Consider the following 15,131-nt stretch of genomic DNA (forward strand, 5'->3'; position numbering starts at 1 on the left):
CGCCATGTATGGTAAGGCGGCGTCGCACTGCGACAGAGGGAGGCAACCTATGGCTGATGCGAGCAAGGCAAACCCGCAAGGCGCCGAGAGACTCGGCTATCTCGGCCTGGGGCTGATGGGAACGCCGATGGCCCGGCGCCTGCTCGGGGCCGGTTATCACGTGACCGTCTGGAACCGCTCGGAGGGCAAAGTGGCGCCGCTCCTCGAAGCCGGTGCCAAGCGCGCAATCACACCTCGCGATCTCCTGGTGAACTCCGATATCATCTTCATGTGCGTGACGGACGCAGCAGCGGTTGAAGAGGTGATCTTCGGACTGGAAGGGCTGGCAGCGGCGCCCGGCGCCGGCAAGCTCGTCGTTGACTTTTCATCGATACACCCCGATGCCGCCCGCGATCTCGCCAAGCGCCTGAAAGACGCCAATGGCGCCGGCTGGATCGATGCACCGGTTTCCGGCGGAACGAAGGGTGCCGAGGAAGGCACGCTTGCGATCATGGCCGGCGGACAGGCGGACGATATCGAGCGGGTACGCCCTTACGTGCTCACCATGGCGCGCAGGCTCACCCACATGGGCCCGACCGGCGCCGGCCAAACCACCAAGCTGTGCAATCAGGTGATCGTTGGTTGCGCGATGGCCGTGCTGGCGGAGGCCACGCGCTTCGCCGTCAACGCCGGGATTGATGCCAATCGCCTGCCCGAAGCGCTTGCCGGCGGCTTTGCGGACTCCATTCCGCTGCAGCTCTTCGTGCCGCGGATGGTTCAAGGCATTCACTCGCCACCGCTGGGGCACATTGCCACGATGCTCAAGGATCTCGATACGGTCGCCGACGTGGCACAGGCGACGTCGACGCCGGTGCCGATGGCTTCGCTTGCGGGACAGCTTTTCCTGCTGGCCAAGGCCGCGCGCGGCGCGGAAGCGGACGCGCTGGAGATTTACAAGCTTTCAGCAACAGACCGCTAAGCAGTCGAGCGCGACCCGACGCATGCTAGGGCTTGCGCTCGTCGTCCGCGAGAAATCTTCCGAACGCCCCCCGCGCGAAGAGCAGCGGCTCCGTCGTGTTGTAGGTATAGGCCTCGACCGCGCCGAGAAAGATCACGTGGTCGCCGCCATAATAGCGGTTCACGGAGCGGCATTGAAAGTTGGCGACGCTCTCGGCAAGCACCGGCGCGTTGCCGAGCCCCGGCGTCCAGTCTACACTGGTAAACTTGTCGTCCGAGGATTTGGCGAACTTGCTCGCGAGAGCCTGCTGCGAAGCGCCAAGCACGTTGACGGTGAAATGGCTGGCGTTCTGGAAAATGGTGAGGCTCGATGAATAGACGACGAGGCTCCACAGCACCAGCGGAGGATTGAGCGAAACGGAAGCGAACGAATTACAAGTCAGGCCGTAGGGCTTGCCGTCAGGCGCCGCGGCGGTGATGATCGTTACGCCCGTTGCATAGGTTCCCAGCGCGTTGCGAAAGTCGCGCGGATCGATCGACGAGCTGTCGCTCGCGAACTCATTGGCGGGATCGGGGCTGGCCGGCTGCTTCGGCAGATCATTCATCAGCCGGCCTCACAGCGTGAGATTCTCGGACGGCAGGCCCAGCGCCACGCGTCCATAATTGGTCCCGGCCGCATCGAAATTGAAGGCGAGATGCGAGTTGATCGCGTGAGCATCGCGGAATTGCCGCTGCAACACGCCGGTCGTGAACAGGCCGCGCGCGCCGCTCGCGGCAAACAGCATCGAGACCGCGTCCGTGCAAAGGTTCACCGAAAAAGATCCATCACGCCGATATCGGGTCTTGGTCGCCATGTCGGGCGTGTGCCCGCGCCGCGCGTCCTCCATGGCATCGAGGCACGCCGACCGCATGATCAGGCGTGCGGCGTCGATCTTCGCCGAGGCCTCCGCGATCTTGATCTGGGTGCTTTGAAAGTCACTCAATTTGGCACGGTTGTAGGTTGAAATACGATGACGTGCGACCTCGGTATAATCGTCGAGGCATGCCTGCGCGTTTCCCAGCGCGACACCGGAGAGGACGTACGGGAATAGCGAGAAGACGGGGAGCGCATAGAGCGGATTTGGATTGATCTTGCTTCCCGGTGTCGGGCCACCGGCGAGATCGCCGACAGCGACCGTCATATGGTCCGCCACGAAGGCGTCCCTTACCTCCACGTCGCAAGACCCGGTCCCCCGCAGTCCCGCGACATTCCAGGTGTCGAACACGGTGTAGTCGCCTTTGGGCAACAGGAAGATGCGATACTCGATGCCATCCGCCTCGTCGTCAGAGTAGACCACGCTTGCAAGCATGTTCCATTCACACGAGGCAACGCCGGAGGAGAAGGGCCAGCTGCCGCGCAGCTGGTATCCGCCTTGGACTTTCGTCGCGCGTCCGGCGGGAAAGATGAACGAGGAGGCGATCAGCACGTCCGGATCACGGCTCCAGACCAGTTCCTGCGCCTTCTGCTCGAACATGCCGAGCATCCAGTGATGGCTCGCCAGATTGGCGAGATTCCAGGCGACGGATGCATCCGCTTGTCCGAGCGACTCGGCACAGTCGATGAGTGCGACATAATCGAGCTCGGCGCCCCCGATCCGTGCCGGTTGGAGCATTCGAAACAATCCCGCATCGTGGAGATCCCGTTCGGTCTCCGGCGGGAGGTGCCGCAGCTCCTCCGTCCGCGCAGCCCGCTCGCGTAGTCGCGGCACGAGAGCCCAAGCCTTCGCAATCATGTCCGCATGGGCGCGTTCGCCGGCTTCCGCCCCGGTGGGCTGACCCATGCTCGGCTTTCGACCAGGCGCCATTCGTGTCCCTCACTTTACGTATTTATGCGGCCACCCCTTCGTCAAATCAAGCCAATGCGGCCAGGCATCGGTCCGCAAGCCACGGAGCTTCGTGCTATGGGGACTGACCGCGCGGGCCTAGCCCGTCGAAGGCTTGCTCGCGCCAAAGACTGCCTTCCGGGTGAATTCCGTGATCCGACGCTCGTCATAACCGAGAATATTACGCAAGACGTCCTCGGTATGCTCGCCCAGCAGCGGGGCCGCAACGGGATCGACTGCAGCGGTCAGGCTCATGGTGATCGGCGGCTCGATGTTGGGCACCCATTCCGCCGTCGGATGCGCAATCCGGTTCAAGCGCTGGCGCTCGCGAGCCTCGGGGGCGTTGAACCCCTCTTCGACCGTCCGGAGATAGCCGACCGGAATATTGGCCTGCTTCATCTTCGCCATCCAGTTCTCGAGAGTATCGCTGGCAAAGACCTCCGCGATGGCCGCGCGCAACAGCTCCTTGTTCTCGGACCGGGCCTTGCGCGTTGCAAACTGCGGCTCGGAGATGAGATCTGGACGGTTGAACACCTCGACCACGAGCCGGCGATAGAGCCTGTCGTTGGCGCAAGCCATGTAGAGTGGCCCGTCAGAGGCTTCGTAAACGCCGACGGTCGGAGACCCACTCGGCGAATTGCCGAACCGGCCGGGGTTTTCGCCGTTGATGAGATAGGCCATACCGTAGAAGCCGGTCATCCCCATTGCGATGTCGAACAGAGCGACTTCGACATGTTGCCCGCGGCCGAGCCGGTCCCGCGCGAGCAGCGCCAACAGGATGGCGTTACAGGCAGACATTCCCGTCGCCATGTCCACGATGGGCGGGCCGGTACGAACCGCCGGGCCGTCGGCAAATCCGTTGAGCGACATGAAGCCGCTCTCCGCCTGCGTGATGGGATCGAATCCGGGGCGCGAGGCAAACGGTCCAGAGCGCCCGTAGGCGGAGATCGAGCAATAGACCAGCCTTGGATTGAGTGATGCGACGGCCTCATAGTCGAGCCCGAACTTCTTCATGACCCCGCTTGAGAAATTCTCGACGACCACGTCCGCCTTGCGGATCAGATCCAATGCGATCTCGCGGGCTTCCGGCACGGAAAGGTCGAGCGCGATGCCGCGCTTGTTGCGGTTCAAGCTGAGATAGGCGGCGCTCTCCCCGCCGATCTCGGCGTGCTCATAGGCGCGCGTGTCGTCGCCGCCGTCGGGATTCTCGATCTTGATGACATGCGCACCAAAATCGGCGAGCGTCTGCGTGCAGGCCGGCCCGGCAACGACACGGGTGAAATCGATGACCAGGAGACCATCGAGCGCAGTCGGCCCTCCCGTCCCTCGCGAAGAACGTTGCGGCAATTGAGGCTTAGTGGGCATCGATGGCGCTCCTTACATCGGCTTATGGCCGCCGAATTTCCTGCAACAGCAAACTTAAAGCCCGGCGCCGCCGACTTCGCAAGTGTCTCGCTCCCTTCATCCGGAACGCAAAAAACGACATTTTCGAGCGTGCGAAGGCTGCGCGCTGCCTCGCAGCCATTCTGGTTCGAGAGAGCCACGTTCCGCATGACGGGAAGCCGCTCCAATTGTTCAGCGCAGCCACTTTCGCCAATAAAGCGTATGCGACCCCCCCAGGCGCCTCGGGCACCGGATTGTCCGTCGTATGGGAGACGATACTGTCCCATCCGAGGCGTCGCGCTCGCACTTCGATAGCCCGCATCAGCCTTAGTTGAAGTCCCCGCCCCCAGTGCCGCTGCAAGACTCCGACCCGGCAGAAATACCCGCTATTCCGCGCATGCGTGGACGGTACGACGCCAGCGAAGGCGACTGCATCATCATCGTGGTAGGCGATCCACCACGCCCCGAGTCGAACTGCGGCACGAGGGCCCCATCGAAGAATGTCAGCCGGTGCAAATCGCCGAGGGTTTCGGCAGTCTCGTCATCGTCCGCGTCGACGATCCGAATTTTGTACATGGGGATAGCCTATTGGCAGGGGCCATCGCGAGTGCGCGACCTGCGACTCCATGGCGATCAAGGCTCACTTGCCCAGCACGACCTTGACGCCGAGCCAGACAGCCCCCATCAAACCGGTGGCGATGACCGTGATCACAGCCTTGAAAGTATAGCTTTGCGCCTGTTCGACGCTCTTTCGCCAGCGCCGCAGGTGCTGGAAATCGGCTCTGAGTTCTTTCCGGTCATCGTCTTCGATACCGAATGAGGCCAGGACTGATGCCACCGCTTTCAATACGATCGCGTCGACGCTCTCCTGCTGAACCCTTTGCTGCTCGGCCAGTGTCTGCGCGACAATCGCCCGAATTTCTTCGTCCAGAATCTTCACCGCTTGATGATCCTCGCAACATTCTCGAAGCCGCGCTTGGCGAAGTAGAAGGAGACGACCAGATTGGCCGTGATCGCTGCAAATCCCGCCAGCGCGTCCGTGGAGCCCAAACCGAGGACCTTGTCCCAGACCAGCAGCTTTGCGAAATACAGCGTCACGCAATAGCCCATCAGCTTGCGAGATCAGATAGGCAGTCATCATCCCTCCATGCGAAGAAAATGCGCGGCAGATCGCGCCAGGCGAGGCGCGATCGTTTCGGGCGCGAACCCTATCTCCGTGTCTTCCGGAGACCGCAGCGGCGCGGGCCATCGGCCCCTGCGCCGCGGGCCGGCACGTTCGCCCGTGCGCGGCCGGCAATGGTTCGGACGGCGGCGCGCCGATCGGCGCTCCATGAACGTGACGTCGAGTGCGGGGCCGGATGCGCGGCCACCGTCCGATTCTGAAATCGAAACGAAAAAACCCGCAGCGGATGATGTCCGCGCGGGTCAAACAAACTCGTCTCGATGATGTCATGATGCCGGTGTTTTGCCCGACGTGTCAAACGAACTTACCGGCGCGGCCAAAGTTAGCCCGTCAGGAGGATCAGCCGATGACATCCAAGGCGACATCACAGCAAACCTCGCGCAACATGGCAGGTGCCGGCCCGCGCAGCGATGGCACGCCGCGCAGCGATAAGAAGCCGCGCCTCGACAAGGCGCGCGATCTGCAGGAGGCGATCATCGAAGACGCCGGTGAGCCTGCGGGCAGCGGCCGCGACCTCGTGCACGGCGACGGCGGCACCATCGAGCTTCCCACCAGGCCCGGCGATTTGTCGAAGGACGACTAGGCGAGCAGGAACTTCCCCTGCGACAGATGCGTTGTTCCCCGTCAGAAGGAACGTCTTGTGCGATGACCCACACCGTCCTGGTTGTAGACGACGATCCCGCCGTGCTCGACGTGGTCGTCGACATGCTGGAAGAGCTCGGCTGCGAGGTGGTCAGTGCCCACAGCGGCGCGGATGCGCTCGACCGTCTCAGGCACAACCAGAAAATCTCAATTCTCATCACCGACATCAACATGCCCGGCATGGACGGTCATGAGCTGGCCGAGCTCGCGCGACGGCGCAAGCCGGAGCTGAAGATCCTGCAACTCTCCGGACGCGAGCCTCGGCGCGGCGGCCTGCCGATGATCAGAAAACCGTTCTCGTTCGAGGAACTCGCCGACGTCATGCAGCGAACCACCGGCATCTGCTGAAGCTCGGCCGGCAAAACAAAACCCGCCGCGGATCGCTCCGCGCGGTCTGAACCAAACTCTTCGATGATGGCAATCTGCCGGTGTTTTGCCCGACGTGTCAACGAAGGCATCGCGGAAGAGAAATCCCCTCCTCCCAACTCAATATGTGGTGCGCAACGGGCTTGCTTCAATCCCCCGACCCTGCCGTAGAACCCGCGACCCAACACCAGGTCGAGGGGTCACGACATGCCTTCACAGCTTCCCATCTCCCGTTCGCGCGGCCGCACGCAACCAGGCCGTACCGGGAACCCGGCAACGCCCAAGCACGAAATCGTCATCGCCGGCGGCGGCCCGACCGGGCTGATGCTGGCCGCCGAGCTCGCGCTTGCCGGTGTCGATGTCGCCATCGTCGAGCGGCGCCCCGATCAGGCGATCGTCGAGACGCGCGCCGGCGGCTTGCACGCCCGCACCATCGAGATCCTCGATCAGCGCGGCATCGCGGACCGCTTCCTGCGCGAAGGCGAGATCCTCCAGCTCGCCGGCTTTGCCTGGACCCGGCTCGACATCAGCGATCTCCCCACGCGGCATCCTTACGGGCTCAAGCTGCGGCAGGCCCGCATCGAGCGCATCCTGGCCGATTGGGCCGAAGAGCTCGCCGTCCACTTCTATCGTGAGCGCGAGGTCACGGGCTTCGCGGAAGATGAGGCCGGAATCGACGTGACGCTGTCCGGCGGCGCGCGCTTGCGCGCAAAATATCTGGTCGGCTGCGATGGCGGCCGCAGCGTGGTGCGCAAGGCGGCCGGCATCGACTTCCCCGGCCTCGATCCGACGCTCAGCAACCTCATGGCCGAGGTCGAGATGCGGCAGCCACCGGCGTTCGGCCTGCGTCACGATGCGCTCGGCTTTCACGGCCTCAGCACGGCCGAAAGCGGCCGCGTGCTGGCCGTCGTCACCGAAGCGACGCTCGATCGCACCGGGCAGCCGACCTTGCGCGATCTCAGCGAGGCGCTAATTGCCGTCTACGGCACCGACTTCGGTGTGCACAATGCGGCGTGGATCTCGCGCTTCACCGACGCGGCGCGGCAGGCCGCGTGCTATCGCAAGGGCCGCGTGCTGCTCGCCGGCGATGCCGCGCATATCCATCACTCCGTCGGCGGACAGGGCCTCAACCTCGGTGTGCAGGACGCCGTCAATCTCGGCTGGAAGCTGGCGCAGATGGTCAAGGGCGTCGCGCACGCCGGCCTGCTCGACAGCTACCATGCCGAGCGCCATCCGGTGGCCGCGCGCGTGCTGAAGAACACCATGGCGCAGATCACCCTGCTCCGCCGCGGCGACGACGGCCGCAAGGCCGCGCGCGAGGCGATCACCGAGCTGCTCGCCATGGACGAGCCGCGCCGGCGCTTTGGCGCGATGATGAGCGGGCTCGACATCGCCTACGATCTCGGCGAAGGCCACGAGCTGCTCGGCCGACGCATGCCCGATCTCGATCTCGTGGTCGAAGGACGCAAGCGAAGACTGTTCTCGCTGCTGCACGGCGCGCGCGGCGCGCTGCTCAATTTCGGCAAGTGCGGCGGCGTCGACGCGGCGCGGTGGCGGGAGTGCATCGATGTCGTCGATGCGACTTGCGACGGGATGTGGAAGCTTCCGGTTATCGGGCAGGTGGCAGCGCCGGGCGCCGTGCTGGTGCGGCCCGACGGGCACGTGGCCTGGGTGGGAGACGAGAGCCAACACGGGCTCGAGGAGGCGTTAACGAGCTGGTTCAGGCCAGCGGCGGCTTCGGCCGCTCAATCCTGAATGAAGCGAAAGCCTGGCGGAAGCCTGGGTCAAAAGCTGACCTTCATAACCTGAGCGAGAAGGTCAGCTTAGGGCCAAAAGGAGACGGAAGCGCGCAAGAATTTTTCGGCTTACAGCCGTTGCGAAAGCCGTCTTCTCAGGCGCTGCTCAAGACCGCAAACGTCAACCAAGTGCTCCACGTGCTTGCTCCGCTTTTCGACTTCTACATTCTTGGAGTCGCGCAGGTTGAGATCACGTTCCAAATCCCTGGACAGCGGAATAATGAACCCGATCTGCAGCCTAGTCCCAGTTTTCACCTCGAAGCCGCCGAGCTTCGCGCCGGGGTCGCGGTCTCGGTGATTTTTTGGAAGAGAGAGCCGGTCAGTCCCACATGGACATTCTTGCTTACGAGTTGGCAAGCCGCCCTGTCGACGTGAAAGCGGATACCGTTTTGATGCTGCAGGGATGGATTAGTGGTGCTGTAAGTCAGATCGCCGGCGGCCGACAATTTATGTCCGCTCTTGGGATCTAAGGGAGAACTGTGATCTTCGCCATCATATCGGGAGCACGCGAGACCCGGAACGTGGCGTTGCTGCATTTCAGCGTCCAGACGTCGTGGTCCGGCCGGGACCGTTTGCTGTCTCTTGTCGCACCGAGCGCTTTTCCACAGGTGTAACCCTGCATGCGTACCTGAGCCGACAGCGCATCCTTCGGCATTTCAGACCCAACCGTCTGTGCTCTCGCCCCCGCGTCTAAGAGAGCGGCAACGATGGTCAAACATGGGAGTAATACAGGTAGCTTTGACATGATCGAGCTCCAATGATGCCTCGTCGAGACATGTTGAGCGAGGTCAACCATAGTGATCATATTCGGTGAGGGCAATCCGCACCTCCCGCGCAAAATCCACCAACGACACCATGAAAGCCCCGACGGCAACGACGAAGAGGATTGCCACGCCACGCTCGTGCTGGACCTGGAAGAATGCGCTCACGAACCCAACTACGATGACAACGCTGATGAAGATGCTTCCCATGATGGACCAGAAGATAGCTCGGTTGATCATTGCAGCGCGCCGAACGAGGCGCGGTAAATCCTGCTTGAGACGAGCCCTAGACTGGTCCTGATCGGTAATTTGGTTGAGATAGATCGACCTGTCGATGATCCTGTTCAGGCGAGCCATCAAGACGGCAATGAACGCCGCCAGTGCACCGAGCAGGAAGGCGGGCGCGGCCGCTTGAGAAATGACATGCGCAATCTGGGTGACTGATGGCGTATCCGGGAGCATGGTTTCACCGCATAAGTCGAGCCGACGTGAGGTAGGCAATTGACGGGACAGCGACGCGCAGAGAGCGAATTACCGAATTATAGATAGGCCATCATCGAGCTTACCCAGACCAGGATACCCATGATCAACCCTATGACTCCTGGCTTTTCAGCAAACACCGTGGCCGTCCCTGGCATGCCGAGCCGGAGCCTGTCGCGGCCGATGTCGTCTGGTATGGAGATGACCGCGGGATAGGCTTTGGCGCCGCCGATCGACCCCACTCGCGCGAGGGTCCCCGAAACAGCAATTTGGCCCTGCCCCACACCCCGGGGAATTGCGGTGATCCTGGCATCGTAGATGCGTCCGGGATCGTCGTCGAACACCAGCCTTGCCGCCGCGCCAGGCTTGATCGTCCGGAATCCGTTTGGCGAGAACATGCCAACGATGGTGATGTCGTCGCTGATGATGAAGGACATCACCGCGTTGTGTTGACCCGCCCGGTCGCCAACCGATAGCGCCATGACCGACACATAGCCGTCACCGGGCGCAGTGACCGTCGTCTGCTCGAGCTCCCAGCGCGCCTGGTCGAGCTGAGCCTGTATCTGCGCCACGGTCGTGTTGATCCCACCAATCTCGGCATCCATGGCGAGCCTGGCTCCCTGCTGCGCTGCCTCGGCCGCCTGTAGCTGGAATTGGACCGTCTCCTGCTGCACCTGTGTGTCCTGAAGGCGAAACTGGCTTTGTGCGTCGTCAGCGGTCAACTGTTCGAAATCGGCCAGCCGCTTGTTGTGGTACGCGAGCTGTTTGGCGAGGCCCTCGACGTTGGCGGTGGCTTGATCATAGCTGGACCTGAGCTGAAGGACCTGTTGCTTGGCAGCCGCCAGCGACGCCTCCAGCTGGGCGACTTTATACTGGAAAGGCGCGGGGTCGATGTGGAAGAGTTTTGTTCCAGCCTTGATCGGCACGTTCGGGTGAACAGGTATCGCGATAATCTGTCCGCTGACGTTTGGGGCTACTTCGACCACCCGGGAGACCACGACGAAACTTCCGGCCGGCGTCAGATAATTGAATAGTGCCAGGAAGACCGCCAGGATTAGCGCACCGACGAGAACCACGAGCGTGCCGGACGCCCATCCCCATCTCACTAGCTTGAGCTTCGAGAAGGCAAGCCAGACCAAAACGAGATAGAGGCCCAGGATGATGAACATGACGGATTCCAGATCCCTCTGCCATGTGGTCGAGGTCAGACGATGAGATGAGCGCCTCTATTTGGTGACCATCCGCCGCGCCGGCTGCACCGTGCTCGTCGGGGCCTGCGGAGAGAGCGAGAAGGTCAGCCAGGTATTCCAGCCGGCCGGCCGGTTTTCTGCGGCGAACTCGCCATATCCTTTTAGATTTAGATAGCCTTGCATGTCTCCGACAGGAAAAAGGAAGCCGACCTGCGGACCGACGCCCAGAACGCGAGAGCGGAAGCCACCAAGCACCGGATTCTGGCCGAAGTCATCGGTGATCTGCTGATAGGCGTAGCCGACCAGGCCGACGAAAACCTGCTTGGAGAGAAACTGGGAGGCGCCCCAGTCGACGTGGAAATCGACGCCGTTCTGATATTGGGTGTCCGTGTTCTTGAAGTTGTAGGTGAAGCCCGCCACCGCGGAAAATTCATGACCGGCCTGCGGATTGAAATAGGTGTAGCCGCCGCCGGCATCGAATGCGCCGTGACCAATCCCGAGATTGGCCAGGCGGGTAGAGCTGTAAGCGCCGACCGGGATGTCTCCCGTCACATAGGTCATGAAGTTGTGAACCCCAGCGTTCCATTTCAGGGTGGCCTGTGGGTAGAGATCGCCAACCGAGGTGATCGAGTCGCCGAAGCTGCCCGTGCTCGTCACCGCGAAAGGACCAACGGAAGTTGTCAGCGTGCCTGCAAGATTTGCGCTGGACCGGCCGAATAGTCCGGTCACGCCGATCGCGAGTTGCCCACCCAGAACGGGCGTCGCAAAGGTGTATGTGGGATTGAGAAGGATGAGGTCTGCCTGAGCATTCAGACGTAGATTCAAATCGACGTTGATCGTCGCGGGGATCCTGCCGACGTGAATCTCCCGAGCCGCAGCGGCGCTGCCGAAGGCGCTGACGCTGGTGTGATAATAGACCTCCGCCATCGACCATCCGGGGAGCTGCGGGGTGGCAGCAAGGCTGCCGAAGCGGCCGGGAAGCCAATATGACACGCCGCCTTCGTCGGCGTGGGCATCGCTGTACGCAAGCAATGTCGTCCACATCATCGAGGCGATGACCCAGCATTTCAGCAGGTCAGCGCCGACGGGCCTTGCCCGGCTTGAGTTTTCGCGTTGTTCTGTCGTCGGCGGATTGCGGTTGCTCATCTTTATCCCCCAATTGGCTCATGCCGGCCCCTTAGGACCGGCATGAGCTTCGACGTCTCACTTCAGACTTTTTTCGCGGCAGGAACCGTCCACGTTCCGTTGATGATTGAAGGGTCCGTCTCCTGCGGCCAGTACATACGCAGCATCAGGATAAAATCACCGGGAGGGGCCGGAAGCCAGTTCGATTCCTTGTCTTTCCCAGGCGAGTCCGTCTGGATGTAGAGATCGGTCGAGCCGTCCGGATTTTCCTTCAGATTCTCCCGCGCGCTGATCGAGTAGCGGTTGAGCGGATTTTTCACGAAGAAATAGCCGCTGTCGTACATGGTGAGCGACCAAAAGCCTTCGGCAGGAGGCAGGTGGCCCTTGGGAAACCGCATCACATACTTGTTCGCGCCGCTGTACTTATGGCCCTCCGCATCCTTCTGCGAGGTCGGATAGACCGCGTCCTGCGGACGATTAGCGCCGAGGCCGATCGCGGTCACCAGTGCCCGCATCAGATAGTCGGTGCCGTAGATGCCGGTTTTCGTCGTGAAGGCGAAGCCATTCTCGTCGTGAATGGCCTTGTTGATCTTGAACTGAAGCATAATCCTGTCGAAAGACGTCTCGGGGATGCGCTTGAGGAAGTCGGCCTTGAGCTTGCTCTCGTCAAAATCCTGCCCCGGAACGATGCCAATCCGGGCGAACTTGGCAAGCTGGGGCGCATCTGCGGCGTAAGGCGGATTAGTTTTCATGAGCTCGCAAAGCAGCTTGAAATACGACACCGCATCCAAGCGGTTGACCTGTTCGCGCACCGCCGTCTTCATATCGATTGACGAATCAACCTTGCCTGGAGGTGGCGTGTACGGCTTGCCGTAGGCGCTCAGCGGAACCAGCTTGCACTCGTCTTGCAGCTTGTGCACAGCCGCGTAGTCCTCCGGCGTGCCGGTGCAATAAATTCGGCCCAGCAGCCACACGATGTTAGTGGCCGATTTGTACTCCTTCATGCCGTCCGGAAGCGTGCCCTTCCAGTCGGGTCCGGTGATCGCGTAGGTTTGCGCTCCGGTGCCGGTGGTGCGCTTGCCCGGCACCTGGAAGACCGTCGTCCAGCCATCCAGCATAGGCATGAGGAAATAGCGGCCCTTCATGTCGGGGATACTGAGGACCCACGGTTCCTTCCCGAGGTCGAAAAACGACGTCGTGTAAAGGGTGTCCGCGTTCGGCGCCGTTACATCCCTGAACGAGGCGTCCGGATACTGGCGCAACTTGATGATCTGACCCATCGGCCCGCGCGTGCCCACGGGCTCGGCGACGTTCGTGATAATCCTGCGGGTCATCTCCATCGTCACCAGCGGATAGCCAAAGATGTAGGCGTCGCTGGCGAGCCAGAAATCCTCGAGACCCTGCCCGAGCCCCAGGAACGAGCCGTCCTGGGCGAGCGCCGATGGCGCGATCGCTGCTCCCGTGAGTAGTCCGACCCCACCGAGTGCAAGGTTGCGGCGCGTGATGTCCATGGTTCTCTCCTCTGTCAAAGTCGAATGAAACTGGTGCGGGCGATGTAGTCTTACGGCTCCATCCTGATTCCGAGCTTCGCCCTCATGTCCTTGAAGACAACAGCGATCGCTTCGATGATCAGCTCGTCGGGATGTGCCTCGCAGTAGAGGATGACCTCATGCTCGGCCTCCTTCGATTTCCTGATGTCGAGGAAATGCTTGCGCGCTAGGCCGTTGTACCAGCCGCTGTACCAGGCCGTCAGGCGATCCGCGTCGCCCTGCCAGGTTCCGGCCAATTGCGCGCATGTCAATTTCTGAACGTCCAGATAGCCGTTGGCGTCGGCATACGCGCTCAGATCGGTCTGGGCCCGACTAGGCTGAAATGCCGCAATAAATAGCGATGCCGCGAGGACGACTGCGCGCCTCATGCTGGTCTCCAATACGCTTGTGCTGTGAAATGGTGACGGCGTTGTCTGCCACTGCGGTACTATTCAAAGACGAAGTCGTTCTGACGCATGGGGCGTTGATTAATAGCAAGGCGGGAGAGGATAATAGCCGCAGCGAGGTGCGTAATAAGGATAGGCATAGGCCGCAGCGCCAACAGCGGCCCCGCCGGCATAAGCCGCGCCGCGATAGTAGGCGCCGCGCCAGGCTGTGCGTCGGGCGACGCCAGCAAAGGACAGCGGCGTGAACGGCCGCCCGATGATGTCGATGAAGACCGAGGCCGGTCCATCGGCGCCCGCAAGGTCACCCTCCAGCACGTCCACGTCGAAGGTCAACTTGTCGCCCTCAAGCTTCGGCGATTTGAGCACAACCACGGCATCGGCCACTGACGATCCGTCTTCCTTAAATCCCGACACGGTGGCATTTGGCGGATCCTTCGCGAAGTTGTCACTGCCATTGCCCCAATCCTCGACGATACGAGCCGTGAAATCGTGCCCGGCTGCGCGAACTGGCCGATCCGCGAACACGATCGCATTTGGAGAAATTCCCGCCAGCACGAGCTTCCCATCCTTCAGGCTTGCGCCGCGCGAGTTGAGGACAAAAAGAGAAGGCGCCACTTCCGGCTTCGCCTGGCCGATAGATTTCTCGAGCGGAACGTGGGGCTTAGGTTCGGTTGCTGATTGTGCGAAAAGCGATTGAGGGAAGCTTGCTAGGCCAGCAGCACAAACGACAATCAGAAACGAACGAAATGTCACGGGTTGTTCTCCTTTTCCAGACGCTCTTCTCTTGCGACGGCACGCGGTTTTCGGAATGGTCTCGAAATAATTCGTCGTTGGGATTTTCTTCGCTTAGCATTTCGCGCCAATTCAGATCGCGCGTCTTGCCATTTCGCGCCAATCATCGAAACGATCAGGGATGAATGGGGCCAGTTTTCTGGCATGCCAGCGCATGCTTTCTCGCGCGTTGCTGTTGCCTGTAAATGACGGGTTGAACTTTCATCAAACGCGAGAAATTGCGGCTGAAGCTGCTTGCGTTGGTATATCCAAGCGATTTTGCGATATCCGAAAGGCGCTTGCGTGAGTCCGCGAGCAGACGGCAAGCAATGCTTAAGCGAACTTCAGAAAGCATCTGGTTATAAGTCGTGCCCATGACAGCGAGACGACGCTGCAACGTTCGCGAGCTGACTCGGAGCGTACGGGCCGTACTATCAAGGGTTGCGTCACCATGTCGCAGCGACGCAACAACCGCTGCGCGAATGAACCGGGACGGAGGCGAGCGGACAGGTCTCATCGGCTGCAGCGAGGCGCGAAGCCCTTGCTCCCTCAACGAAAAAACCGACGCGTCGAGCCTAATGACATTTCTGCGACCGGTCTGGCCACCAGGCGCCAAATTGCATTTCAAATGGAATAGTGGGCCGGCGGATACGAGTGCGCCAAAAGCGGGGGGCGAGGCGTCGACGGTCTGATAGTCTGG

Annotated in this window: 15 protein-coding genes and 2 pseudogenes; 4 read left to right on the plus strand and 13 right to left on the minus strand. The window is 61.6% G+C overall.

The genetic code is table 11. The annotated features are described in order from the left end of the window. Positions 1 to 49: 49 nt before the first annotated feature. Entirely contained in the window at positions 50 to 958 is a 909-nt protein-coding gene (locus tag ML401_RS25480; protein WP_285807361.1) for an NAD(P)-dependent oxidoreductase, read from the plus strand. Between the two features lie 25 nt (positions 959 to 983). Here the strand turns inward: ML401_RS25480 and ML401_RS25485 are convergent, their stop codons facing one another. The 6 genes and pseudogenes from ML401_RS25485 to ML401_RS25510 all read right to left on the minus strand — a co-directional run. Then, positions 984 to 1,541, minus strand: a complete 558-nt coding sequence (locus ML401_RS25485; RefSeq protein WP_285807362.1) for a flavin reductase family protein — start codon at positions 1,539 to 1,541, stop codon at positions 984 to 986. Between the two features lie 9 nt (positions 1,542 to 1,550). Then, a complete protein-coding gene (locus tag ML401_RS25490) occupies positions 1,551 to 2,756 on the minus strand; it encodes an acyl-CoA dehydrogenase family protein (protein WP_376717307.1) in 1,206 nt (401 codons plus the stop codon). 141 nt (positions 2,757 to 2,897) lie between these two features. Beyond that, on the minus strand, positions 2,898 to 4,163 hold the full coding sequence (locus ML401_RS25495; RefSeq protein ID WP_285807366.1) for a CaiB/BaiF CoA-transferase family protein: 1,266 nt from the start codon (positions 4,161 to 4,163) through the stop codon (positions 2,898 to 2,900). 210 nt (positions 4,164 to 4,373) lie between these two features. Continuing rightward, a pseudogene (locus ML401_RS25500) lies at positions 4,374 to 4,757 on the minus strand (GNAT family N-acetyltransferase). A gap of 64 nt (positions 4,758 to 4,821) precedes the next feature. Continuing rightward, on the minus strand, positions 4,822 to 5,121 hold the full coding sequence (locus ML401_RS25505; RefSeq protein WP_259214771.1) for a hypothetical protein: 300 nt from the start codon (positions 5,119 to 5,121) through the stop codon (positions 4,822 to 4,824). After that, positions 5,118 to 5,297, minus strand: a pseudogene (locus tag ML401_RS25510) (hypothetical protein); the annotation flags it as partial. The gene ML401_RS25505 and the pseudogene ML401_RS25510, both read right to left, overlap by 4 nt. A 242-nt stretch (positions 5,298 to 5,539) precedes the next feature. On the opposite strand from ML401_RS25510, the gene ML401_RS25515 reads away from it, so the two are divergent. The 3 genes from ML401_RS25515 (at position 5,540) to ML401_RS25525 (ending at position 8,127) form a co-directional block, all read left to right on the plus strand. Beyond that, positions 5,540 to 5,947 carry a hypothetical protein gene (locus ML401_RS25515; protein ID WP_285807368.1) on the plus strand — a complete coding sequence of 136 codons (408 nt, stop codon included), beginning with the start codon at positions 5,540 to 5,542 and terminating at the stop codon, positions 5,945 to 5,947. Positions 5,948 to 6,009: 62 nt separating this feature from the next. Then, positions 6,010 to 6,354, plus strand: a complete 345-nt coding sequence (locus tag ML401_RS25520) for a response regulator (protein WP_211419906.1) — start codon at positions 6,010 to 6,012, stop codon at positions 6,352 to 6,354. A 225-nt stretch (positions 6,355 to 6,579) separates the two neighbouring features. Further along, positions 6,580 to 8,127, plus strand: coding sequence for an FAD-dependent monooxygenase (locus ML401_RS25525; protein ID WP_285807369.1), 1,548 nt, complete (start codon positions 6,580 to 6,582; stop codon positions 8,125 to 8,127). A gap of 829 nt (positions 8,128 to 8,956) precedes the next feature. On the opposite strand, the gene ML401_RS25530 is transcribed toward ML401_RS25525, so the two are convergent. From ML401_RS25530 to ML401_RS25560, 7 genes are all read right to left on the minus strand, one after another. After that, a complete protein-coding gene (locus tag ML401_RS25530) occupies positions 8,957 to 9,391 on the minus strand; it encodes a DUF2721 domain-containing protein (RefSeq protein WP_285807370.1) in 435 nt (144 codons plus the stop codon). Between the two features lie 77 nt (positions 9,392 to 9,468). Next, on the minus strand, positions 9,469 to 10,578 hold the full coding sequence (locus ML401_RS25535) for an HlyD family secretion protein (protein WP_285807371.1): 1,110 nt from the start codon (positions 10,576 to 10,578) through the stop codon (positions 9,469 to 9,471). Between the two features lie 57 nt (positions 10,579 to 10,635). After that, positions 10,636 to 11,646, minus strand: coding sequence for a transporter (locus ML401_RS25540; RefSeq protein WP_376717385.1), 1,011 nt, complete (start codon positions 11,644 to 11,646; stop codon positions 10,636 to 10,638). Between the two features lie 161 nt (positions 11,647 to 11,807). After that, complete coding sequence (locus tag ML401_RS25545; protein WP_285807372.1) at positions 11,808 to 13,235, minus strand: DUF1254 domain-containing protein; 1,428 nt, start codon at positions 13,233 to 13,235, stop codon at positions 11,808 to 11,810. Between the two features lie 50 nt (positions 13,236 to 13,285). After that, positions 13,286 to 13,642, minus strand: a complete 357-nt coding sequence (locus ML401_RS25550; RefSeq protein WP_285812743.1) for an HdeA/HdeB family chaperone — start codon at positions 13,640 to 13,642, stop codon at positions 13,286 to 13,288. 99 nt (positions 13,643 to 13,741) lie between these two features. Further along, positions 13,742 to 14,413, minus strand: a complete 672-nt coding sequence (locus ML401_RS25555; RefSeq protein WP_285807373.1) for a hypothetical protein — start codon at positions 14,411 to 14,413, stop codon at positions 13,742 to 13,744. Positions 14,414 to 14,567: 154 nt separating this feature from the next. Continuing rightward, on the minus strand, positions 14,568 to 14,948 hold the full coding sequence (locus tag ML401_RS25560; protein ID WP_285807374.1) for an AraC family transcriptional regulator: 381 nt from the start codon (positions 14,946 to 14,948) through the stop codon (positions 14,568 to 14,570). Between the last annotated feature and the right edge of the window lie 183 nt (positions 14,949 to 15,131).

It is taken from the genome of Bradyrhizobium sp. 62B (assembly GCF_030272265.2).
Lineage (GTDB): Bacteria > Pseudomonadota > Alphaproteobacteria > Rhizobiales > Xanthobacteraceae > Bradyrhizobium.